This window comes from Pseudoalteromonas sp. NJ631 (genome assembly GCF_000276645.1).
Taxonomy (GTDB): Bacteria; Pseudomonadota; Gammaproteobacteria; order Enterobacterales; family Alteromonadaceae; genus Pseudoalteromonas; species Pseudoalteromonas piscicida.
The window spans coordinates 65,075-86,238 of record NZ_AKXJ01000005.1 but is presented as its reverse complement, the minus strand read 5'-3'; the positions used below and the strand labels follow the sequence as shown (position 1 = coordinate 86,238).

Annotated in this window: 26 protein-coding genes; 12 read left to right on the top strand and 14 right to left on the bottom strand. The window is 41.5% G+C overall.

Annotated elements, in window-relative coordinates; all coding sequences use genetic code 11:
• The first annotated feature begins 58 nt into the window (after positions 1 to 58).
• From A587_RS0110665 to A587_RS0110650, 4 genes are all read left to right on the top strand, one after another.
• Positions 59 to 523 (top strand): pyridoxamine 5'-phosphate oxidase family protein, encoded by a 465-nt coding sequence (locus tag A587_RS0110665; protein ID WP_010369644.1) that lies wholly within the window; start codon positions 59 to 61, stop codon positions 521 to 523.
• Between the two features lie 216 nt (positions 524 to 739).
• Entirely contained in the window at positions 740 to 1,597 is an 858-nt protein-coding gene (locus A587_RS0110660) for a mechanosensitive ion channel family protein (protein ID WP_010369641.1), read from the top strand.
• Positions 1,598 to 1,606: 9 nt separating this feature from the next.
• On the top strand, positions 1,607 to 2,428 hold the full coding sequence (locus tag A587_RS0110655) for a magnesium transporter MgtE N-terminal domain-containing protein (protein ID WP_010369637.1): 822 nt from the start codon (positions 1,607 to 1,609) through the stop codon (positions 2,426 to 2,428).
• 3 nt (positions 2,429 to 2,431) lie between these two features.
• Positions 2,432 to 3,766 (top strand): magnesium transporter, encoded by a 1,335-nt coding sequence (locus tag A587_RS0110650; protein ID WP_017217577.1) that lies wholly within the window; start codon positions 2,432 to 2,434, stop codon positions 3,764 to 3,766.
• A gap of 57 nt (positions 3,767 to 3,823) precedes the next feature.
• Here the strand turns inward: A587_RS0110650 and cspE are convergent, their stop codons facing one another.
• From cspE to A587_RS0110610, 8 genes are all read right to left on the bottom strand, one after another.
• Positions 3,824 to 4,036 carry a transcription antiterminator/RNA stability regulator CspE gene (gene cspE, locus A587_RS0110645; RefSeq protein ID WP_010369631.1) on the bottom strand — a complete coding sequence of 71 codons (213 nt, stop codon included), beginning with the start codon at positions 4,034 to 4,036 and terminating at the stop codon, positions 3,824 to 3,826.
• 357 nt (positions 4,037 to 4,393) lie between these two features.
• The gene (locus A587_RS0110640; protein ID WP_017217576.1) at positions 4,394 to 5,254 is read right to left on the bottom strand and encodes an MBL fold metallo-hydrolase; all 861 of its coding nucleotides are present in this window, start codon (positions 5,252 to 5,254) and stop codon (positions 4,394 to 4,396) included.
• Positions 5,255 to 5,330: 76 nt separating this feature from the next.
• On the bottom strand, positions 5,331 to 6,128 hold the full coding sequence (locus tag A587_RS0110635) for a substrate-binding periplasmic protein (protein ID WP_017217575.1): 798 nt from the start codon (positions 6,126 to 6,128) through the stop codon (positions 5,331 to 5,333).
• A 288-nt stretch (positions 6,129 to 6,416) separates the two neighbouring features.
• On the bottom strand, positions 6,417 to 8,585 hold the full coding sequence (locus tag A587_RS0110630) for a S9 family peptidase (RefSeq protein ID WP_017217574.1): 2,169 nt from the start codon (positions 8,583 to 8,585) through the stop codon (positions 6,417 to 6,419).
• A 115-nt stretch (positions 8,586 to 8,700) separates the two neighbouring features.
• Complete coding sequence (locus A587_RS0110625) at positions 8,701 to 10,653, bottom strand: methyl-accepting chemotaxis protein (RefSeq protein ID WP_017217573.1); 1,953 nt, start codon at positions 10,651 to 10,653, stop codon at positions 8,701 to 8,703.
• Between the two features lie 182 nt (positions 10,654 to 10,835).
• Positions 10,836 to 12,164, bottom strand: coding sequence for a sigma-54-dependent transcriptional regulator (locus A587_RS0110620; RefSeq protein WP_017217572.1), 1,329 nt, complete (start codon positions 12,162 to 12,164; stop codon positions 10,836 to 10,838).
• Positions 12,161 to 12,697 (bottom strand): hypothetical protein, encoded by a 537-nt coding sequence (locus A587_RS0110615; protein WP_010369621.1) that lies wholly within the window; start codon positions 12,695 to 12,697, stop codon positions 12,161 to 12,163. The genes A587_RS0110620 and A587_RS0110615 overlap by 4 nt, the downstream gene beginning before the upstream one ends.
• Positions 12,694 to 14,064, bottom strand: a complete 1,371-nt coding sequence (locus A587_RS0110610; RefSeq protein ID WP_017217571.1) for a sensor histidine kinase — start codon at positions 14,062 to 14,064, stop codon at positions 12,694 to 12,696. The genes A587_RS0110615 and A587_RS0110610 overlap by 4 nt, the downstream gene beginning before the upstream one ends.
• A gap of 373 nt (positions 14,065 to 14,437) precedes the next feature.
• On the opposite strand from A587_RS0110610, the gene A587_RS0110600 reads away from it, so the two are divergent.
• The 6 genes from A587_RS0110600 (at position 14,438) to A587_RS0110575 (ending at position 16,049) form a co-directional block, all read left to right on the top strand.
• On the top strand, positions 14,438 to 14,659 hold the full coding sequence (locus A587_RS0110600; protein ID WP_010369619.1) for an EF-hand domain-containing protein: 222 nt from the start codon (positions 14,438 to 14,440) through the stop codon (positions 14,657 to 14,659).
• A gap of 43 nt (positions 14,660 to 14,702) precedes the next feature.
• Positions 14,703 to 14,924 carry an EF-hand domain-containing protein gene (locus A587_RS0110595; protein WP_017217569.1) on the top strand — a complete coding sequence of 74 codons (222 nt, stop codon included), beginning with the start codon at positions 14,703 to 14,705 and terminating at the stop codon, positions 14,922 to 14,924.
• 65 nt (positions 14,925 to 14,989) lie between these two features.
• On the top strand, positions 14,990 to 15,211 hold the full coding sequence (locus tag A587_RS0110590) for a calmodulin (protein WP_017217568.1): 222 nt from the start codon (positions 14,990 to 14,992) through the stop codon (positions 15,209 to 15,211).
• Positions 15,212 to 15,268: 57 nt separating this feature from the next.
• A complete protein-coding gene (locus tag A587_RS0110585) occupies positions 15,269 to 15,490 on the top strand; it encodes an EF-hand domain-containing protein (protein ID WP_017217567.1) in 222 nt (73 codons plus the stop codon).
• Between the two features lie 58 nt (positions 15,491 to 15,548).
• A complete protein-coding gene (locus A587_RS0110580) occupies positions 15,549 to 15,770 on the top strand; it encodes an EF-hand domain-containing protein (RefSeq protein ID WP_017217566.1) in 222 nt (73 codons plus the stop codon).
• Between the two features lie 57 nt (positions 15,771 to 15,827).
• Positions 15,828 to 16,049, top strand: coding sequence for an EF-hand domain-containing protein (locus tag A587_RS0110575; protein ID WP_017217565.1), 222 nt, complete (start codon positions 15,828 to 15,830; stop codon positions 16,047 to 16,049).
• Between the two features lie 430 nt (positions 16,050 to 16,479).
• Here the strand turns inward: A587_RS0110575 and A587_RS0110570 are convergent, their stop codons facing one another.
• On the bottom strand, positions 16,480 to 16,917 hold the full coding sequence (locus A587_RS0110570; protein ID WP_017217564.1) for a cupin domain-containing protein: 438 nt from the start codon (positions 16,915 to 16,917) through the stop codon (positions 16,480 to 16,482).
• Positions 16,918 to 16,931: 14 nt separating this feature from the next.
• Complete coding sequence (locus A587_RS0110565; protein ID WP_017217563.1) at positions 16,932 to 17,375, bottom strand: DUF2798 domain-containing protein; 444 nt, start codon at positions 17,373 to 17,375, stop codon at positions 16,932 to 16,934.
• Between the two features lie 94 nt (positions 17,376 to 17,469).
• Here A587_RS0110565 and A587_RS0110560 point away from each other — a divergent pair, with 94 nt between their 5' ends.
• Positions 17,470 to 17,898 (top strand): MarR family winged helix-turn-helix transcriptional regulator, encoded by a 429-nt coding sequence (locus tag A587_RS0110560; protein ID WP_026000958.1) that lies wholly within the window; start codon positions 17,470 to 17,472, stop codon positions 17,896 to 17,898.
• A gap of 338 nt (positions 17,899 to 18,236) precedes the next feature.
• On the opposite strand, the gene A587_RS0110555 is transcribed toward A587_RS0110560, so the two are convergent.
• The 4 genes from A587_RS0110555 to A587_RS0110540 form a co-directional block, all read right to left on the bottom strand.
• Positions 18,237 to 18,683, bottom strand: a complete 447-nt coding sequence (locus A587_RS0110555; protein ID WP_017217561.1) for an Hsp20 family protein — start codon at positions 18,681 to 18,683, stop codon at positions 18,237 to 18,239.
• A 255-nt stretch (positions 18,684 to 18,938) separates the two neighbouring features.
• Complete coding sequence (locus A587_RS0110550; RefSeq protein ID WP_017217560.1) at positions 18,939 to 19,151, bottom strand: tautomerase family protein; 213 nt, start codon at positions 19,149 to 19,151, stop codon at positions 18,939 to 18,941.
• Between the two features lie 10 nt (positions 19,152 to 19,161).
• Positions 19,162 to 19,530, bottom strand: a complete 369-nt coding sequence (locus A587_RS0110545) for a nuclear transport factor 2 family protein (RefSeq protein ID WP_017217559.1) — start codon at positions 19,528 to 19,530, stop codon at positions 19,162 to 19,164.
• 7 nt (positions 19,531 to 19,537) lie between these two features.
• Entirely contained in the window at positions 19,538 to 20,152 is a 615-nt protein-coding gene (locus A587_RS0110540) for a glutathione S-transferase family protein (RefSeq protein ID WP_017217558.1), read from the bottom strand.
• 124 nt (positions 20,153 to 20,276) lie between these two features.
• Between A587_RS0110540 and A587_RS0110535 the strand changes: the two genes are divergently transcribed.
• A complete protein-coding gene (locus A587_RS0110535; protein ID WP_017217557.1) occupies positions 20,277 to 21,158 on the top strand; it encodes a LysR family transcriptional regulator in 882 nt (293 codons plus the stop codon).
• The last annotated feature ends 6 nt before the right edge of the window (positions 21,159 to 21,164 follow it).

Here is a 21,164-nt window from a genome sequence, read left to right as displayed (position 1 = left end):
AAGAGTGGGTTTGTGCCGTTTCAAGCAGACGCTAATTGGTATAAATAAGGAGAAGATAATGTCAGACATAAAGAAAACTTTTTGGGAAGCGCTAGATAGCAGCCCCAATGTGATGATTGGTTTGAGTGATGACAATAATCACCATGAGCCAATGCGAGCACAGTTGGATAAAGACGCCAACGGCGAGTTTTGGTTTTTTACCAGTAAAACAAATCGTATTGCTAAGTGTGGCAAAGCAACAGCACAATTTTCCAGTAAAGGGCACAATGTATTTGCTTGTATTCGCGGACACTTAATTGAAGAAACACGACAAGACGTACTTGATGCTCATTGGTCAAGACAGGCCGAGAGCTGGTTTGAAAAGGGTAAAGATGACCCCGAGCTTATCATGCTCCGTTTTGAACTGGATGATGCTGAAATTTGGCATGTTAGCCCGGACTTGAGCGGCTTATTAAAACTAGCCGTGGGCAAAAATGTGGAACCGGAAGAAATGGGTGAGCGAGAAACCATCCGCTTTAGGTAGCTATATCACCCAATATAAAGAAACAACTAGGGCGCAAAGACGGTACTTGTTTTTGCGTCTTCATTGCTTCCACTTACATGAAAATGTTCCCAAATGTATTGTTAGTAGTTTAAATATTTGGGACTTTGGGGAATTCTCTGGACAACGGCTAACACTGTGATAACAATGAATGTATTGATTTAAAAGTAAGTTGTTTCAGCGAATTCAGGAGTGTACATGGCCACCGGGGATACCTTTGATAATTGGCAACAGGCCTTATCTGCCAGTTACGAGCAATTAATCAATCAACTTGTTACTCATACACCGCAACTATTGGGCGCGGCACTCATGCTGCTCGTCGGTTGGATAGTGGCGTGGCTATTGAGCAAGCTGACTATTTCGTTATTTAAGCTTTGCAATCGCGCATTGGCGGGCTTGAGCCAACGAGTGCAAACCGAACAAACGCTTCAGCTAAATCTAAAACACGCGCGATTAATAGGGAAAACCGTGTTTTGGGTCACGATGATGTTTTTTATCGCAGCAGCCACGTCCAGCCTTGGCTTAAACTTCTTCAGTGATTGGATCTCCTCGCTACTTAGTTACTTACCAAATCTACTCGCTGGTATATTTATTATCGTTGGTGGTTATCTGCTTGGTAATTTGGCCAGTGCCATGGCAAGAGCCGGAGCGCAGTCAGTTGGGTTTGCGCGAGTCGAAGTTGCGGGTAACATAGCCAAACTCGCTATCCTATTTACCGCAACGGTAATCGGTATTGAGCAATTAGGGATCAATATTCAATTTGTGACCAATATGGTGGTGGTGCTGACAGGCGTATTGTGTGCAGGAGTTGCATTGGCCTTTGGCCTTGGGAGTCGAGAGTTAATCGCAAATACCGTCGCGGCAAAACAAGCGCTGCGTCACTGTCGAATTAACGATCAAATCGAAATTGCAGGCGTTTCAGGCACGCTCACCGAAATCACAGCAACGATGTTAGTGATTGAAACCCAAAAAGGGAGAACCCTAGTACCGGCAAGGCAATTTTTAAAAGAATCGGCACATATTACCGCGACACACAGCCATTCAAGTAAGCAGTAGGGAGGCTCTATGTCAGCATTAAACCTCAAAATTGCGCAACACTTTTTACAAGAGGAGCCAGCAGGCGCCGCGCGCTTACTTTCTTTGCAAACACCAGATGTGGCTGCCGAGTTACTAAAAACGTTACCAAATGAAGTTGCTTTAAACGTGCTTAAAGTCATGCAGCCCCGCAGTGCAGCGGAAATTCTGATAACGCAAACGGATGTGGATATTGCGAGATGGCTTGGCAAAATGAAGTTGGCTGATATTGCTGCTATCTTAAGGCATTTACAGGAGGAAGAACTTGCACGTTTTCTTAATCTCATTTCAGTAAGACGACAAACACTCTGCAAGATGTTAATTAGCTACCCAGATTATACCGTGGGCGCATGGGTTGAAACGGATGTATTAATTCTTGAAGAAACTATGACAGTTGAGGAGTCACTACTGCGCTTAAAAAAACGTGACTATATCGGGTTTGCGCTCGTTTATGTGGTAAATCAGCATCGCCATGTGGTGGGTCAGTTGTCACTAACACATTTACTTCGAAAAGCGCCACAACAGAAAATTGCAGATTTGATGGATACTCACGTTGTTTCTCTAAGTGGTTATACCGAGTTGCATAGTGCATTGAAATCGCCCGTTTGGGCGCAACAAGATCAGGTTGCAGTTGCCAATCGAAGTGGTGATTTTATTGGCGTGTTGCCACATCACAGAGTAAGAAGTGCACTTGGCAGAATGGATGAAACACAAGATAAGCCAAGCGAATCTTTAGATTTATTAGATGCCTACACCAGTTCGTTTGCCAGCATGTTAGATACATTGGTGCCAGTTAAGGTCAAGGGGAAATAAGCGATGAGCGCAGCAAAAGATACATTAGATTCAGCGGTAGAGCAGCTCAGTGATGAGTTTTTAAGTAAGTTTCCGCTCAAAAGTGCGCAGCTTCTTGGCACTTTACCTCCTGACGAAGCTGCTGAATTATTACAGCAGCAGGCACAACATATCATTTATCGTTTATGGAAATATTTGCCGCCGGGAGCCGCTGAACATATTTTTATGCAATTTCCGGTGGATTATCAAGCGCAGTTTATTGCGAGCCTAGATAGTCATATTGCGGTTGGGCTACTGAATAAACAGTCGCAGGAAGCGCTGCAGGTGCTACTTGCTAAATTGAAGGAGCAGCATTCAACCATAGCGGATGAACTCAGTGAGTTGCTGGTTTTTCCTGAAAATACCGCTGCGAGAATGATGAACAAAAAAGTGCAAGCGTTTTACTCAGATACGACACTACGTGAAGTGCTCGCGCAACTGAAACGATTAGACGGAAAAGTGCCAGACGTTATCTACGTATTAAACGAACAGCAGGATTTAGTAGGCGAGACTACACTCAATGTTTTAGTGGGAAGCTCCTCAAGTAAAACTCTAATGCAGGTTGCGACACCGATCCGAGTCACGCTAAATGTAATGGATCATAAAGATCAGGTCGTGGAAGCGTTTGAAGGGCACAAAGTGCGAGCAATTCCGGTACTTGATGCGCAGCAACAGCTAGTTGGGCAGATCCGATTCTTTGATGCCTATCAGTCAACTAAAGAAGATTTAGCGAGTGATATGCAGACCATGGTAGGTGCGAGTAAAGACGAAAAAGCCCTATCAAGTAGTTGGTTTGCAGTAAAGAAACGGCTTCCGTGGTTACAAATTAACTTGTTAACCGCATTTGCAGCCGCTGCCGTCGTGGGGGCATTTGAGGGATTGATTGCTCAAGTTACCGCTTTAGCTATTTTGCTGCCAGTAGCAGCTGGGCAGTCGGGTAACGCAGGGGCTCAAGCTTTGGCTGTAACGATGCGAGGCTTAACACTACGAGAAATTTCAACGCGACACTGGTATCAGGTGATGCTAAAAGAAATGATGGTTGGGCTGTTAAATGGCATAGCAATAGCGGTTACTTGTGGCATTGGCGTATATTTGTGGAGTCAATCACTCGGCCTTGCACTTGTTATTGCGCTGGCGATGATATCGTCTCTTGTCATTGCGGGAAGCTCAGGTGCCATTGTACCAATTGCATTGAAAAAATTTGGACTCGACCCTGCGCAATCTTCATCAATTGTACTTACGACAATTACAGATATAGCGGGTTTTATGTCATTTTTGGGGATTGCGTTGTTACTGTCAGATATGTTGCCGAAAGGCTAAGTGAGGAGTGGGGAAGTTCGTAGAGCTAGTGCAGGCACTAGCTCTGAGCAATACGTATTAGTTAACTACTACGTTGCTTGCTTGAGGACCTTTCTGGCCTTCTTCAACTGTGAAAGACACTGATTGGCCTTCAGTTAAAGTTTTGAAACCGTCAGAAACGATAGCACGGAAATGTACGAATACGTCTTTACCGCCGTTTTCTTGAGTGATGAAACCAAAACCTTTCTCTTCGTTGAACCACTTAACTGTGCCGTTTACTGTGTTAGACATAATTGAAACCTTTTTCAAAAAATTAAATATGTGGTGAAAATCACCGATAAAGCGATAGATAAAACTTAGCTAGTAACGCATTGGTATATCTATAAACGACTTTTTAAAAAAAAGAGTATCAAGAAAAAACAGTGCAGCAGTAGTAAGTGCTCTAAGTATCTAAAGCCTGCATATAGTATAGCGTTCTTAAGGCGCTGTCCAATGAAGTTTGCAACTTTTTGTTTAAAAAGTGAGCGAAAATAAATTTTGAGCGGATTTATTAGTGTAACTTTGATTGGGATGGACAAATTTGAAACATGTGTTTTCTTCGCTTTATCTTACCAAACTGTCCATCGTATTCTGTATTCTTCAGCTTGCTTATTTTAAACTTCGATAGAATAAAGTGGTAACGCGCTCTTCTGGTAGCCAATTAGCATAGTTAAGATTAAGTACTTGTAGTGGGCGCGCGGCTACAACTTCTTCCAAGCTTGTATTATTTTTCATTGCATCTAGCATAATCGTTTTCGCTTTTTGTAATAGTGCTAGATAATCTTGTAAATTTTGTTTATCTGTTACAGGGCCATGGCCTGGTATGACGGTGGTCTTGTCGTCTATTTTCTTTATCACATCTTGTACCGCTGCAATGACTCCATCTAAGGAGCCGCCGCTGTCGACGTCGACAAAAGGTAAGCTGCCTAAATTAAAATAGATATCGCCCATATGTACGGCATTTGCTCGGTCAAAAAAGATCACTGCATCGCCATCGGTATGGGCGTGATGATAATGCCACAAGTGAGCATGCTCTTGGTTAAAGTGGAGCTTCATATCACTGCCAAACGTCAAAGTTGGCAAGTAGTCAGATCCATCACCGTGTTTTTGCTCCAACCGCTTATATACATTGTGATGCGCGATAACATGGCTGCCTGCTTGTGCAAAATTTTCGTTGCCTCCTGTATGGTCGCCATGATGATGGGTATTAATCACAAACTCAGGTGCATTGGGTTGGATAGTTTTGATTTTTGCTTTAATTTGTTCGCTGAGTTTAGCGAACTGATCATCGACAATGTAAACGCCATCTGAGCCTGAACTTATGGCAATATTACCGCCTTGCCCAAATAGCACGTGAAGGCCCTTTGTTACCTCTTGCAACTTAAACTCAACGGCATCAGCTTGTGCGTTTGAAGTATTTATCAATCCAAACGCAATGGCAGCGAACGAATTTCTTGCTAATTTAATCATGATCCATCCTTTTTGTTCTATTTTCTGTTTATTTCTATAAAGCAGTGGCTTAAGGTGTTTTATCATGCGTGCAGGTTCACTCTTCTGCCGCTGCTGCGTTGTCTATTACCTGCCTCAATGCAGCATCCATCTTTAGGATAAAATCTTGCTTAAATGGATATTTTTCTTCAAACCCTTTTAAGTACCCAATGTGGGCAGTGCGACGCATTACTATTTTATCTTCAACAATATTACTGGTGTTTAAACTTGGTGTTATCTGTGACATTTTATTAATACCAAGTAACGTGGAAAGGCGATCATTGACGTAACAATCAACGCGCCCACGTGCGAGCTTTTCGATATTTGAACGTGTGCTTTTGTTTTCCCAAAGTTGGATAAGTCCTTGTTTTTGCGCTTCCATTAGGCTTTCATCTAAGATGATATAACCGGCATTAATACCAATATTAAGCACTCTTTCTGGTTTTACATGAGGCAAGTTTTTTAACGTGATCCCCTGATTGCAAAAGGCAACCACCACCTCTTCTTGAAGAGGAATTGAATACGGCCAGATATAGGGGCGTTTTTTGATATGAATATAAGGTGGCATTAAAGCCATTGCATCACCGGATGCCATAGAGGAAACACCTCGCTTCCAAGGTACCGCTTGCAAGTTAACTTGATATTCATGACTCAGCAAACGCGCAGCTTGCTTCACTATATCGACATAGATGCCATAAAGCTCGCCGTTAATTTGATAACTATAAGGCGGGTAAGCATCGTCGACCAAAATGGTTACTTTAATAGGTACTGAGTATTCAGGTTTATGGGGAGCAGCGTTAGATAAAAGCGGCAGAGAGATACAGCAGCAAATAAAAACAAAGCGAAATAAATTCATTTTTCACTTATGTACGGAGTAGTCATTTTTTAAATATAGCCAACAAATAGCTAGTTTGTTAGGAGAGGGTACTAAACTTGTGTTATGGAGAACTTGGGCTAAAAATTCCCAATATTTATGTATTTAATATGCTTCATCAATGCTTAGATTGAAGCACTTAGGTATTGACACTGCTAAAGTATATTTAGATCTTTTTAGGGAAGATGTGTACTAAAGAAAGTCAGTTGAATAGTTGGGCAAGAGCAATCAAAGGAGGCTGAAGCCTCCTTTGTATAATGTGAACGTTGACTACAGTTTATTCTCAGCAAGTGCGATAAAGAAACTATAGCTTAATGCGACATCGTGAATACGCTTAAAGCGACCAGACGCACCACCGTGGCCGGCTTCCATATCAGTTTTTAGCAGCAGTAGATTATCATCTTTTTTATATTCGCGTAGCTTAGCGACCCATTTCGCAGGCTCGAAGTACTGCACCTGAGAATCATGCAAACCCGTGGTTACAAGCAGGTTTGGATATGCTTGGGCTTTAACTTGGTCGTAAGGTGAGTAAGACAGCATGTAATCAAAATACGTCTTCTCATTTGGGTTGCCCCATTCGTCGTACTCATTTGTAGTTAGCGGTAGCGTTTCGTCAAGCATGGTATTGATCACGTCTACAAATGGAACTGCCGCATGCACACCATCGTACAACTCTGGCGCTTGGTTAATGACTGCACCCATTAATAAGCCACCTGCGCTGCCACCTCTAGCATAAATACGTGAAGCATCCCCATACTTTTGCTCAACGAGTGCTTTTGTGACATCAACAAAGTCGTTAAAGGTGTTCTTTTTGTTTAACTTTTTGCCATTATCATACCAAGGACGGCCAAGCGTTTCTGAACCACGAATGTGTGCAATAGCATAGACAAAACCACGATCTAAAAGGCTTAATCGGCTTATTGAAAAGGTTGGCTCAACATTAGAACCGTATGAACCATAACCATATTGTAGTAACGGGTTTGAACCATCTTGCTTAAACTTATCTTTACGATAAACAATTGAAACCGGTACTTTTATGCCGTCACGTGCGGTGATAAAAATACGTTCAGATTGGTAGTTTTCAGGTGCAAAGTCGCCCAATACTTTGTCTTGCTTTAATAATGTTTTGTCCAAACTAGCAAGGTTGACATCATACACAGAAGCCGGGGTCGTCATACTCTGATAACCAATTCTTACCGCATTTGCATCTAGGTTTTCGTTACTAGTTAAATACACTGCGTAAGCCGGGTCGTTAAAGGTTAAACGCTTGCTTTCGTTATTATCTAAATTTAATACAGTGATTTGGCTAAGGCCATTTTCACGCGTTTCGTAAACTAGGTGCTGATTAAATAGCTCAAAGCTATCTAGTTTTGCATCGGCATTGTGCGGTACAACGGTTTGCCATTTTGAAACGTCACTTGCATCACTGGCTTTAACGCGCATCAGCTTAAAGTTTACGGCATCTTTATTGGTGTGGATGTAATACCAGTCGCCAAGTTTAGCAATGCTATATTCGTGACCACTTTCTCTTGGAATAAAGCGCTCAGGAGTTGCTTTTACATTATCAGCGTCGAGTAAAGATACACCTGACGCCTCGGTACTTGAATGGTGAATGTATATTTTGCTCTTGTCTTTACTCTTCGAGATATACGTGTAATAGCTGTTATCTTTTTCTTCGTAAATTAATTCATCTGTGCTTTGTGCTGTGCCTAGAGTATGGCGGAACACTTGATAACCAAGCAAAGTAACCGGATCTTTTTTGATGTAATAGATAGTTTTGTTGTCATTTGCCCAAACGATAGGACCCGAAGCGCCTTCAATCGTATCGTCCAATAACTTACCTGTCGTTAAATCTTTGATTCGGATAGTATAAATTCGACGGCTTAATGTATCTTCAGCAAAAGCTAACAGGTTTTCGTTGGTTGAAATGGAAAGACCACCGACACCATAATAGTTTTGACCTTCAGCGCGGATATTCGCATCAAAGATAGCTTCCGCATTTTTACCATCTTGGTGTTCGCTGCGGTAATAAGTGAAGTATTCTTTGTCACCCTCAGTGGCACTAAAATAATAATAACTGCCGTTTAATACTGGCACGCTGCGGTCATCTTTGACCACTTTGTTTTTAATTTCGTCAAATAAGGTTTGTTGGAGTTGCTCTGTGTTTACAAGCTTACTGTCGGTATAAGCATTTTCTTTGTTTAAGTGTGACAACACCTTTTCGTCACTTCTGGTATCGTCACGTAGCCAGTGATAATTATCAACAAGTTCTTGACCGTGAATGGTGGTCTTGTGTGGGATCTTTTCAGCTACAGGTGCAGTTACAGCTGAGGCTTGATCAGCTGTGACTTCAGACTTTGTGTGTTGTGACGGCGCTTCTTGACAACCGAGTACAGCAACCAAAGATGCTGCTACTAATGTAAATTTAAATTTCTTCATTTTTATTCTTCTGTAATAAATCAATTTATCGAGTCTAACTAGTTCTTATTATGAGGACAACTAATTGAGACGATATTTTGTAACAATTGCGAAAAACAAGATATTAGTTTTCTATTCAGTCAATATCAAAGCGGCCAACCAAACGCTCTAAGTCTTTGGCTAAGCTAACTAATTGGTCAGCACCTGCATTTAATGCGGCTGTTTCTTCTCCGACTTGTCGTACAGAAACATCCACCGAGTCAATCAAACGTCTAGTGTGGCCTGCATTTTCTCCTTGTAATGAAGCTTGTGATGCTATATTTGAAACCGAAGTTTTAATTCTTGATACTGCCTGCGCGATATCAGTAAATGCTTGCTGCGCGCTTTGTGATTGTTTGATAGTCGTCTCTGACTCGCTTACGCTTGACGTCATTTGGGCTGATACCGTCCTCGTTTGGGCGATAAGATTGGTTAACACTTGCTCTATTTCCTGCGTGGCGTCATGTGAGCGCTGCGCAAGGGTTCTTACTTCATCAGCAACCACCGCAAAGCCCCGACCTTGTTCACCTGCACGGGCAGCCTCAATCGCTGCATTTAACGCTAAAAGGTTAGTTTGCTCTGCGATAGAGCGGATCACGCCTAAAATATTAGTGATATCTTGGCTTTCACTTTCGAGCTGGTTCATGGCGTTGGCGGACTCAGCCAACGAATGATTAAGCTTCGCAACCTGCGATACTGTACTTTCTATTGTGCTGTTACCACGCTGTGCGTGTCCGTCCGCAGTGACAACATCCTCCAAAGTATGACCGCAGCTTTCACTTATTTCAGTGGCAAGTTGTTCTACGGTTTCAGTGGTTGTGGTAGCACTGGCGGAGTCTTCAGCCTGCGCATGGCATTGATTACGGATATCATTGATACTCTTTTGTGACCCTAATGCAGCATCATTCAATGTTGAGGCATTGCTTTGAATATCTTTTACGAGCGAGTTAATTGAGTCTAAGAATTTATTGAACCACGCGGCCAGCTCTCCAATTTCATCATTGGTGATGACTTTTAAACGTTTGGAAAGGTTGCCTTCACCCTGTGCTATTTCTTTTAAACCATCAGACACCATTTCAATAGGTTCAACTATTTTATTGGCAAGTGTGATTGCAATAATAATAAATAAAATCACCATGATGACTGCGATAATAGTGATACTAATCGTCATATCGTAAGCTGAAGCTAAGATTTCATCTTCATCGATCACCGCGATAAATTGCCAACCGAGTGTGTCAGAGCGATAAATCTTAGCATCATAGGTTTTGTTATCAGTTTCAATGGTAAGGTAGGGTTCGTTTGTGGCGCTGCGAATGGCCTTGTAAAGTGGGCTGGTGAGATCTTTAATGTGTTTAAAGTTATGATTTTTATTTTTAGGATCGGCAAGTACAGTGCCTTCGGCATCAAGAAGGATTAAATACCCAGACTCCCCAAGACGAATATTGCTAACAATATCGGTCAGTGTAGCAAGCGTTACGTCTAATGATTGTACGCCAATTACTTTGCCGTCACGTTTTATACCTGTGGCAACAGAAACCATGGCTTGTCCTGTTACTCCTTGATAAGGCTCAGTAAGGATAACTTTGCTGGGATCTTTAGAGGCATTTTGATACCAAGGGCGTTTTCTTGGATCGTAATCGCCAAGGGGCTCCGCAGGATACTGAATAAAACCACCAGAACCAGTGCCAAGATATACAAACAATAATTCTTCGTGGGTTTGTCCAAATGCGCGGTAAAGCTCAAAAATATTGGCTTCTGTTTGACCATTCTGTAGCGGAGTCATTGGTTTCTCTGCACCAAAATAAGTGGTGGTGTCTTGACCCACTTGTTGCACGGCCTTGGACTCGGCGAGGAAGCGAGCATTTTTCTTCATCTGCTCAAAAAACAGTACAAAAGACTGTTCGGCTTGTCTTATCTCATTGCCAGAAGCATCAAGGAATTTATCGAGAGAGTCACTTTTGGTCTGAGAAATGCTGACCACAGAAATCGCTAAAATAGGAATGATCACAGTGAGAACAAAGCTAATAATGAGCTTTTTGCGCATTTTCATACAGACAACCCTTAACTATCCGAGTGTTTTTATTATGCTCCTAGGAGGAGCGCATATTCTCGGGGCAAACTTGAGCCACGGGCGTGGCTCGTTCAAGTCCGTATAACAAGCTCTTTGCCGTGGTAAATTTGACCAAGCAACGTGCTTCAGAAATTAAAACTAATGTTACCCCTCTAATAGGTTTAGCACTGGATCTCATGTTTTTTAAGTAATTTGTAAAAATCAGAGCGATTGCGTTGTGCAAGTTTTGCAGCTTCCGACACATTCCCTTCGCAAAGTGCCAGTACTTTTTGGATGTAGTCATACTCAAACTGGCGTTTCGCCTCATTTAATCCTGTAAACGCATTCTGCTCTTTATCCTTAGGCAGGGCTTTTTGTACGATATCTTCAGTGATCATTTTACCTGGCGTAATAGCAACACAGTGCTCCACAATATTATGGAGCTGACGGATGTTGCCCGGCCAATGATAATTCAACAAATGCGTAATACTTTGTTGGTTAAATTGCTTTTCGCCATCGCTAAGTGCACTTAAGAAGCGTGATGCAAGTAGTGGAATATCTTCCAATCGCTCTCTTAAGCTTGGGATTTCAACAGACACTACGTTTAATCGATAGTATAAATCTTCACGAAATTGCTTTTCGGCAACGGCGCTTTGAATGTTCTTATGGCTTGCAGAGACAAAACGAACATTGACCTTATGCTCAGTTTGGCCACCCACAGGACGAACGGTTCGCTCTTGTAAAACACGCAGTAGCTTAACTTGCAAATCAAGCGGCATATCACCAATTTCGTCGAGGAATAGGGTGCCACCATCCGCTGCTTGTACTAAACCTTCTTTGTCGCTCACTGCGCCGGTAAACGCGCCTTTTTTATGGCCGAATAGCTCAGACTCCAGCAGGTGAGCGGGCATTGCGCCACAGTTAATCGCAATAAACGGACCTTGCGCTTGGTTACTGGCCAAATGGATTGCTTTTGCCGTCACTTCTTTACCGGTACCACTCTCGCCTTGGATGAGAATGTTTGCATTACTGCTGGCAAGTGCTTGAATTTGTTGTACCAATTGACGCATTGCGGCACTTTGGAATAACAACCCATGGAAGTTATTTGGATCCGAAGTTTGTGCGGTTCTCACTTTTCCTGCAAGCGCCTCATTGATGACATCGAGCATTTGCTGAGAGTCAATGGGCTTGGTTAAAAAGCTCACAAAGCCTTGCTGCATGGCGTCAACAGCGTCAGGAATTGAGCCGTGAGCGGTCATCATCACAACGGGCATGCCAGTGTAATACTTTTTTATTTGCTCATTAAGTTCAAAGCCATTCATGTGCGCCATTTTCAAATCGGTAATGACCAAGTCGATAGGCATTTGCTTGAGGATATTTAACGCTTGTGTACCACGATGAGCTACTTCAACTTCGTAGCCGTGGCTTTCTAAACGCATTGCCAGTAGCTCAGTTAAAGACGTATCGTCATCCACTAAAAGTAACTTTGCGCCTTGTTGTGTTTGACTCATAGTGAATCCTCCTCAAGTGATGGGTTTTCAGAAAGATCGGTTTCTAAACGTTGTTTTTCTATGTCGGCAAGCTTTTGTTTTAGCTCGGCAAGCTGTTTTTGGGTTTGTAACAATTGCTCTTGGTGCTGTTGCGCCTTATTGTCAGAGTAATAATTACTGATTTTTTGCTCACGAAGGCTTTGAGTGTGCCAAGCTAGCGATTCAAACCAAATGTTGTAATCGTCTGGCCAATAATCTTGTAGTTTTACTTCTTCAATGGCTTTAAGTTGCTTGGTGGTTGAGTCTGTACCGCAATAGGTGTGAATAAAGCCCTGTAAGTGCAGTGCACCTTTATAGTAATCGTTAAATGTCACGTTATGTTTTTTGGCGCATTGGCTGACTAAGGCTTTGATCACCTCAGCTAAAGGCACAAACTTAGCGCTGGTTTCTGTTTTTACAGGGCCAATAAATTGCTTTGTTTGCTCGACGTTTTGCTCCGTTGTGGCACAACCACCGAGCAAAAATAGCGTGATACTTAATGCGATGTATTTCATTTTGGATCCCTTTTTGGAAAGGCGACTTGAATACTGGCGCCAGATTCTACTGATAGCCATTTCACATCGCCTTTTAATTGCTTCACACACTCAGAGACAATGGCTAAACCTAAGCCACTGCCATTATTATTTTTATTTTTCTCACCACGAACAAATGGCTGGAATAATGAATCGGCTTCACTGATGTCGATGCCATCACCGTCGTCACGGACTATCAACAATACTTCGCCATTTTTTTCTTCAATTGAAATAGTGACATTGCTTTTAGCGTGATCGATGGCATTGCTCACTAACTGAGTTAACACTAATTTGCACGGAAGATAAGGTACTTTTAGCTCATCATGATTTTGCCAGTTCACTATCACATCAGTCTTTCCTAGCTTATCGCTAAGATGCTTTGAGACTTCTTCTTGGATAAGATTCATTTCGGCGTCGTGATGTAGACTATCTGGGTGACTGGCTGCACTATAGCTGAGCAAATCATCGATCAATGAGCCAAGCTTTGCAACAGAGTTTTCCATAATGATGAGAATACGTTGTTGTTTTGGATTAACATCTCCTAGTAATCCACTATTTAATAAGCTGCTTCCTTCGTTTAGCGATGCCAAAGGGGTTTTAAGCTCATGAGTAACATGGCGCAAGAAGGTTTCCTTTTGTTGTTGAATACGCTTAAGTTCGAGCCTTAACCAATTTAACCTGTCACCCAATTGCTGCAATTCATGACTGCCAGAGAGTTCTATCGACTTATCAAAATTACCTTTACCTACCTCAGATACCGCAGATTCTACCTGATTAAGCTGCTGACAAATCCGGTTGATCAAAAAGATGCTGATCACGATAAGGGTGGGTAGCAAGATAACGAGACCGAACATAAACCATGTTTGCAGCTGCACGAAATGGGCTTCTTGATCAGCTAAGCGCTTATTAAGCGTTTGCTGAAAGCTTTCCTCGAATTGATTAAGCACCTTAACCAACTGTTGAAACTCTTCAGCTTTTGAAGTGGCATTGATCTCATCGGGAGCGAACTGTCGCCATTTAGCAACAAACAGCGAATCGGGTAGGTTTATTTTTAATAATTGAATGCGTTTTTTGGTGTTTTGCCACTTCTGCTCGATGCTTTCTTGCAGTGTTTCACTTTGCAGCAGCTGATTATTTTGCAGTGCTTTTTCAAGCGCACTGATATCTGCTTTTACAAAATTGTATTCAAGAATAAGCTTTTGATTTTTATTATAAATATCCTGTGTTTTTTGTTGGTTTTTGGACAGTGCTTGGGCGTACCACAAAGTCAGTGTGAGTATTGGAAGCACACCAATAAACATGGCAATAAGTGCCTGTTTTTGTAATGACTGAGAAAAAATTTTTTTCACGATGCTAAATCCTTTAAAAGGGTGCACAAATTTCAATCAAATGGTGTTGCGAGATTTGCAAAATTTTCTACCCCAAAATTTACCTGTTGCAAAGCTGCGACAATCTAACTTTAAGAAAAATAAAGACTTTTTATTTTTCGCTTTTTTAACTGTTGCCATTTAGCAACAGTCAGCCTTAATCCAACCTTAATCTTTTTAAGTGGTTTTTCTTAACTTGTTGATAAACGGTGTTTTTTCAATGTTGGCATCAAAGTTGGAATAGTTATCTCGAAAGCGAAAAACGAAACGCAAAAACAAATGCAAAATCAGTTTTAGCTTTAATAGCAAAACGTTTAACACAGAATTTAGTTTTTAATCTTATGAGGAAAGCACGATGAAAAATCTAGCAATCGCAGTATCAGCAGCAGTAATGACTTTGGCATCAGTAGGTGCACACGCAAACACGGACTTCGACAAATTAGACATGAATGGTGACGGTTACATCTCTATTGAAGAAGCAAAAGCAGATGAAGGCCTTCTTGCTCAATTTAATGAGCTAGATGCTGACCAAGATGGTCAACTAAGCCAAGCAGAATTTGATAACTACGAAGGTTAATTTGCCGAGTTATCACATTATTTAAATCGTTAAGGAGAAGATTATGAAAAATTTACTAGCAGCACTATCAATCACAGGTATGACATTGGTTTCAGCATCGGCAATGGCGATGGACGACTTCGAAAAGTACGACACTGATGGCAGCGGCACAATCAGCATGGCTGAAGCACAGGTTAATCCTAAGTTAGTTGAGCAATTTAAGACACTTGATGTTGACGGTAATGGCGAGCTGAGCGAGTCAGAGTACGAGCACTTTGAAGGCTAATTTAAAAGCTCGATATCGGTGAGTCTTCGGACTCTCCGCCAAGACTGAATTTTAAGGAGAATATGATGAAAAATCTACTAGTAGCAGTATCCCTTGCTGGCCTGTCAATGGCGTCCGTTAATGCAATGGCTGGTGACGACTTTGCCAAATATGACGCCGATGGTAGTGGCACAATTAGCATGAGCGAAGCGAAAGTAAATCCAAATCTGGTTGCGCAATTCACTCAGCTAGACGGTAACGCTGACGGCGAGTTAAGTGGATCAGAATTCGCAAATTTCAAAGGCTAAGTAATAGCCTTCCAGTTTCATGAAACGAACAGTATTTAAATTTTTGAGGAATAAATGATGAAAAACGTACTAATTGCACTATCAATCACAGGTTTGTCTTTTACTTCTGTTAATGCAATGGCGAGTGAAGACTTCGCGGCGCTAGATACAGATCAAAGCGGCACAATCAGCATGAGTGAAGCACAAGCGCATACTGCACTTGCAGAGCAATTTAAAGCGCTAGACGCTGATGCAAATGGCGAGCTAAGCGAAACAGAATTCGCAAATTTTAAAGGCTAAGCAGTAGCCCACCAATTTCATAAAACGAACAGAGTTTAAAATTTTTGAGGAATAAATGATGAAAAACGTACTAATTGCACTATCAATCTCAGGTTTATCTTTTGCGTCTGTTAATGCAATGGCGAGTGAAGACTTCGCAGCGCTAGATACAGATCAAAGCGGCACAATCAGCATGAGCGAAGCACAAGCACACACGGCACTTGCAGAGCAATTTAAAGCGCTAGACGCTGATGCAAACGGCGAGCTAAGCGAAACAGAATTCGCAAATTTCAAAGGCTAAGTAGTAGCCCCCCAATTTCATAAAACGAACAGTATTTAAATTTTTGAGGAATAAATGATGAAAAACGTACTAATTGCACTATCAATCACAGGTTTATCTTTCGCGTCTGTTAATGCAATGGCGGGTGAAGACTTCGCTGCGCTAGATACAGATCAAAGCGGCACAATCAGCATGAGTGAAGCGCAAGCGCATACTGCACTTGCTGAGCAATTTAAAGCGCTAGACGTTGATGCAAATGGCGAGCTAAGCGAAACAGAATTCGCAAACTTTAAAGGCTAATTAGAGCTCGAGAAGTAGATTTACCTGCGCAAGGGAGTGACAGAGGAAAAGGAACTGATGTCAGGGAGCAGGGAATAGAGTTCAAAGATTATGATTATTGTTGAGTTACTTGGCAACATTACTGATTTGTTCAACTAAGCGCCTTTTTTCGGGCACGTTTAAACAAACTGGTATAAAGGAATACTTACAGCGAGGCATCGCTATCAGAATCTTTGAGCTCCAAATTGAGAGTTTGGATGTCATTAGGGAAGTAAAGTGAAGGATCATAGTCGGTAAGAGTAAGGCGGTTATTCGCACCGCACCCAAAGCTTGGCTTGATAGCCAAGCTTTTTTTGTTTTGAGTGTATTGATTTTTGTAAGGTGTTAAATGTAACTCTGTGGATAGCACTTAAAGTTGATATTTTTCAATCATTAGCTGTGGCAGCGCAAGCTAACAAAAATGAATTTTGTACTTTTTGGTAAACTTAAGTCTGTCTTGTTTACTCAAGGCTGTTCCATCTGACAACCTTGCGATATCTCGAATAAAATTTTCCGACGGTCCTGAAGGTAAATTTATGACAAGTAAATGGCTATCGGTCAACGCTTTAAAGCGCCTCTTCACATTAGGACCAGCCACAAGTAAGTCACCTTTACCTGCAGTAATAACCTCATTTTCAACACCAAATTCTATAGAGCCGTGGATGATATAGAAAATTTCATCATCTATTTCATGGTAGTGCCAAGGTGCGGCATTGCCTTGTGGTATCAGGCTATCAAATATTGAGACTCTATTGTTGGTATCTTCTCCCGTAACAAGTAGTGATGTTATTTCTCCACCAACAAGACGATGAGTTTCTGCGCTATTAGCTTTAATGTATTTGTATCTCATAACAAGCTTCTTTTTCAGCTAGCCATAAATCGTTCAAGGCGAGGCTTCACAGTCAATGTCATAAAAACTGAAATTAACAACCCGACAGGCAGCGCGATGGTAAATGCATGAAACCAAGTGTTGATAAATTCACTCATGGATCTGTAAGGGACATTATTAATAGTTGTGACCGCGGCCATAATTCCTTCCATGATAATGGCCATTGATATACCAATCACAGTATTTTTAATGATCTTTGCTGTGTTTGGCATCAGTGATTCAGCAACCTTTGAGATTACCATAACCATGGCAAAGCCAATTGGAGCAATAGTTGTGGCAGACAATAAAGTAGAGGTCAGCCATTGCTCAACAAACCGGTTGGTAAACCCTATATTTTGATAGGTCATCACGAAAGTTAATATACCCACCAATGCGACTACCATAGGGGCCGCAACAAGTACCTTTTTAATTAAATTCATAATCGCCTCTCCATTAAAGTTGATATTATCAACTATTGATGCTGTAAAGGTTAGGTGTTATTGTTGATAATGTCAACCAATGAAGGAGTGGATTTTGAACAGAGAACTTCCAGATAGCTTTTTAGCATTAACCTTTAAGTTTAAATCTCTAGTTTTAAAAGCAGTTAGAGAGCAGGGGATTGATGTGGTACCTATGGAAATTCAGTCGCTTCATCTAATTAATAGAACAGAAAACTGTACAGCTGCTCTGATGTCAGAACTAATGGATAGAGATAAAAGTCAATTAGCGAGATTGATTAAAGAGATGTCAAAGAAGGGGTTAATAGAAAAGACAAAAAATCCAAATGATACTCGAAGCCATTTTTTAGGTTTAACAAAGGATGGCAAAGCGATATTGAAACGAATGCTTGTCATAGAGGCTGAGTTGATACAAAAAATGTGTACTGGCCTATCTCACGAACAAGTAGAAGTATTTAACAATATTGCGGTGATCATGACAGCTAATTTGACAAGAGAACCATAGATGTTGGCTTAACTGTTGTTATCGGTGTTTTATTATGAATTGTATGTTGGATGTCTTGAGATGAACGCCTGTGAGAGCGACCCCAAATTATCTATAGATACCAGTTTGCCGTTCAGAACGCTTTGGAGATAACTAAGCTTTCTGCTCGCACTAAGGTGCCTACACTTTGTAGGCAAGGCGAATCGAGTTGGCGATTGGAACTGAGTTTAACGCTGCTAGCTTAAAACCTACTCAACGCTATAAAATGGGTAAACTAGCAACTCAAAACAATAAAGTCGCCCGAGGGCGACTTGGAAACGTGACATCATGTAAAAACAGGGGGAAGTGACCTCAATCGATTATTTATTTTCGATGAGATTGCCTTTGCCAATTTCAATCTTTCTTGGCTTGAGTGCTTCTGGAATCTCGCGCTCAAGGTCAATGACTAACAGGCCGTTTTCAAGTCCTGCGCCAATCACCTTTACGTGATCACCAAGTTGGAATTTACGCTCAAAGTTACGCTCTGCGATGCCTTGATGGATAAATCTGCGCTCAGCTTTGTCTTCTTTGTTTTGCTTTTCGCCTTTGACTGTCAGAGTATTGTTTTCTGACTCAAGGCTAAGCTCTTGCTCGGTAAATCCGGCAACAGCCATGGTAATTTGGTATTTGTCTTCACCGGTAGCTTCAATGTTATATGGTGGAAAGCTTGGCTGCTTTTCGTTGCGTGATGCTGCATCCATTAACTGTGCTAAATGGTCAAAACCGATGAATGAACGATAAAGTGGAGATAGGTCTACTGTACGCATAATTTGTATCCTCATAAAGCGATAATTAAGCTATTTATTGCTTCAATTAAAGCCAATAAATAGCATATAAAACATTTACTTAGTTTGGGTTGGGACCCTGTCGGCGTCCTCACAATACTATCTATGGACGAGGCAAATACTTTTCAAGAAACTTTTTTAAAAAAGTTTTTATTTACCTGAATTTTATAAGATTCTTTTTCAAGAAAATTGTCTTTGCAGATGAAGAAGCACCATTTGATGCCTCTTTTTAGTGCGTTATTTAGGACTTAAGTGTTGCTGCCGCAACATAGAGACTTGATCAAACCCTATTCCCCAGTCGTCAGTTTCAACTTCCTCTATGACGACAAAAGTAACTTGTGGCGCTTTATCAAGGACATCCACCATAAGCTGAGTTGCACCTTTTATTAGGGCTTGCTTCTGAGCAGGTGTAACGCCTTCCTTTGTGATTTTAATATTGATGATAGGCATTGATTATCTCCTACAGATCATCATACATTTTGTTGACGATACGCCATTGCTCATCTTCCTTAAGTAAACCGATAAAGTCGATATAGTGATGTTCAAATAGTGGGCAATACAGCTTGACCATTGCTTGATGGTTTACAACATCCACCGACAAAATACGGTAATTAAAAGCAGCGCTTTGGCTTTCGGGCGTTTGTCGAGATGAAATCAAATCTAGCCACTGTGATTTGGTGCGCCTCACCCCTGGAGCTTTGAGCACCGCGTCAGCGTGGAAAATCGCATCCAACTTTTTAATATCTCCTTGGTGTAGCCCTTCAAAATATTGTTGAATAACCGCAGTTACTTTGTCTAAATCCTGTAGTTTGAAAATAGGCTTAGTCATATTAAGCTCATGCGTCTTTACTGTGTGCTTGTTCAGCTGCTATCGAGGCGATAAAGCTGGGCCTTGCTTCAACTGCAGCTAACATTTTGCTGACTTTTTCTGGAATGACAATGTCGACTGGAAAATAGGCGCCCCAACGCGCATATACAGCCAGCATGATATCCGCAGTGGAAACCTGATCGCCGCCTAGAAATGCTTGCTGCGCTAACTTTTTCTCGACTAACACCCATAATTCGTTGATGGCAACCGCTGCCGCTTCTAAAAATGGCTGGCGTGCATGCTCGTCAGCAATCGCACCTGTGGCAAAAAACAGACGATTGTAAGCCGGGTGCATCGTAGCATTAGCAAACAGAATGTTTTCTATCGCTTTTTGCTTTTGAAAAACATCAGCTTGAGGAAGAAGGTTATTTTCGTGTTTATTGAGTAGATAAAGTAAGATTGCAGCTCCTTCTACTAAGCTGTTTTCGCCATCATTAAGAACCGGGATTTTACCTGTTGGGTTAATGGCTAAAAAGTTATCAACACCGCGTTTGTCAACCAGTTCGAAGGGTTGTTTTAGTTCTCTTAATATGACTTGCGTTGCAAGCGCGCAAGCACCAGGTAAGTAATATAACGTATACATAATGGTTTTCCTTATTTGCTTCTTGGCTAAAAGACAAGCTCAGTGTATAAACTAGATGCTGTTTGATATATAGCTACAATGAGAACCAAGAGTTCACATAGCGGAAACAATAATCAAGGAAAGTATGAACAAGCTAAGAGCGATAGAAATGTTTGTAAAACTGGCTGAGGTACGCAGTTTTACTCGTGTTGCAGAGCAATATAATACGTCCAAATCCATGATCAGTAAGGAGATCAGCCGACTAGAAGCTGAGCTTGGTGCACGGCTTATACATCGCACCACGCGCAATTTGCAGCTCACACATGTGGGAGAAGGCTATTTGCAGCGTGCTAAGGATATTCTCAATAAGTTAGAGGATGCAAATACCTTCATACAAGAGTCGCAGCAAGCACCAAAAGGCAAGCTAAAGGTGAATGTGCCAATGGTGCTTGGGATCACTGACTTGGCTGCAATGTTCGCTGATTTTATGCAAGCGTATCCCGATGTCGATCTTGAAATACATTTAGGAGATGAGGATATCGACTTAGTTGAACAGGGGTTCGATTTAGGTTTTCGGGCTTCTAGTCGCCCGTTTGACTCAAGTTATATAGGTAAAGAAATTACTCAATTTAACTATCATGTATGCGCCTCACCACAATATTTAGCTAGTCACCCTGCAATCGAATCAGCACAAGATTTAATCCATCATAATTGTTTTGAATACAGCTATTCAAAACGCAAGAACTTATGGCCATTAGACGAAGGTGTGCGAATAAAAGGCTCTCTTAAAGTGAACAATGTCCTTTTTATGTTGCAGGCAATTAAAAGCCATTTGGGAATAGGAGTTTTACCTGAATTTGCCTGTAGAGAAGCACTTGAAAAGGGCGAGGTAGTTAGTATATTACAGCACGCTGACAAGCCAACTCTAGCCTTATATGCACTGTATCCCGCACGCCAATTTGTACCAGCCGCGGTGCTTCAATGTATCGAGTTTTTGCAGGCTTGGTTTAAGCGTGAAGGGCACTGATTGTTA

Bases quoted from the DNA above. Each gene is read 5' to 3' on its own strand.
- A587_RS0110665 (WP_010369644.1), top strand. From the start codon at position 59: ATGTCAGACATAAAGAAAACTTTTTGGGAAGCGCTAGATAGCAGCCCC.
- A587_RS0110660 (WP_010369641.1), top strand. From the start codon at position 740: ATGGCCACCGGGGATACCTTTGATAATTGGCAACAGGCCTTATCTGCC.
- A587_RS0110655 (WP_010369637.1), top strand. From the start codon at position 1,607: ATGTCAGCATTAAACCTCAAAATTGCGCAACACTTTTTACAAGAGGAG.
- A587_RS0110650 (WP_017217577.1), top strand. From the start codon at position 2,432: ATGAGCGCAGCAAAAGATACATTAGATTCAGCGGTAGAGCAGCTCAGT.
- cspE (WP_010369631.1), bottom strand. From the start codon at position 4,036: ATGTCTAACACAGTAAACGGCACAGTTAAGTGGTTCAACGAAGAGAAA.
- A587_RS0110640 (WP_017217576.1), bottom strand. From the start codon at position 5,254: ATGATTAAATTAGCAAGAAATTCGTTCGCTGCCATTGCGTTTGGATTG.
- A587_RS0110635 (WP_017217575.1), bottom strand. From the start codon at position 6,128: ATGAATTTATTTCGCTTTGTTTTTATTTGCTGCTGTATCTCTCTGCCG.
- A587_RS0110630 (WP_017217574.1), bottom strand. From the start codon at position 8,585: ATGAAGAAATTTAAATTTACATTAGTAGCAGCATCTTTGGTTGCTGTA.
- A587_RS0110625 (WP_017217573.1), bottom strand. From the start codon at position 10,653: ATGAAAATGCGCAAAAAGCTCATTATTAGCTTTGTTCTCACTGTGATC.
- A587_RS0110620 (WP_017217572.1), bottom strand. From the start codon at position 12,164: ATGAGTCAAACACAACAAGGCGCAAAGTTACTTTTAGTGGATGACGAT.
- A587_RS0110615 (WP_010369621.1), bottom strand. From the start codon at position 12,697: ATGAAATACATCGCATTAAGTATCACGCTATTTTTGCTCGGTGGTTGT.
- A587_RS0110600 (WP_010369619.1), top strand. From the start codon at position 14,438: ATGAAAAATCTAGCAATCGCAGTATCAGCAGCAGTAATGACTTTGGCA.
- A587_RS0110595 (WP_017217569.1), top strand. From the start codon at position 14,703: ATGAAAAATTTACTAGCAGCACTATCAATCACAGGTATGACATTGGTT.
- A587_RS0110590 (WP_017217568.1), top strand. From the start codon at position 14,990: ATGAAAAATCTACTAGTAGCAGTATCCCTTGCTGGCCTGTCAATGGCG.
- A587_RS0110585 (WP_017217567.1), top strand. From the start codon at position 15,269: ATGAAAAACGTACTAATTGCACTATCAATCACAGGTTTGTCTTTTACT.
- A587_RS0110580 (WP_017217566.1), top strand. From the start codon at position 15,549: ATGAAAAACGTACTAATTGCACTATCAATCTCAGGTTTATCTTTTGCG.
- A587_RS0110575 (WP_017217565.1), top strand. From the start codon at position 15,828: ATGAAAAACGTACTAATTGCACTATCAATCACAGGTTTATCTTTCGCG.
- A587_RS0110570 (WP_017217564.1), bottom strand. From the start codon at position 16,917: ATGAGATACAAATACATTAAAGCTAATAGCGCAGAAACTCATCGTCTT.
- A587_RS0110565 (WP_017217563.1), bottom strand. From the start codon at position 17,375: ATGAATTTAATTAAAAAGGTACTTGTTGCGGCCCCTATGGTAGTCGCA.
- A587_RS0110555 (WP_017217561.1), bottom strand. From the start codon at position 18,683: ATGCGTACAGTAGACCTATCTCCACTTTATCGTTCATTCATCGGTTTT.
- A587_RS0110550 (WP_017217560.1), bottom strand. From the start codon at position 19,151: ATGCCTATCATCAATATTAAAATCACAAAGGAAGGCGTTACACCTGCT.
- A587_RS0110545 (WP_017217559.1), bottom strand. From the start codon at position 19,530: ATGACTAAGCCTATTTTCAAACTACAGGATTTAGACAAAGTAACTGCG.
- A587_RS0110540 (WP_017217558.1), bottom strand. From the start codon at position 20,152: ATGTATACGTTATATTACTTACCTGGTGCTTGCGCGCTTGCAACGCAA.
- A587_RS0110535 (WP_017217557.1), top strand. From the start codon at position 20,277: ATGAACAAGCTAAGAGCGATAGAAATGTTTGTAAAACTGGCTGAGGTA.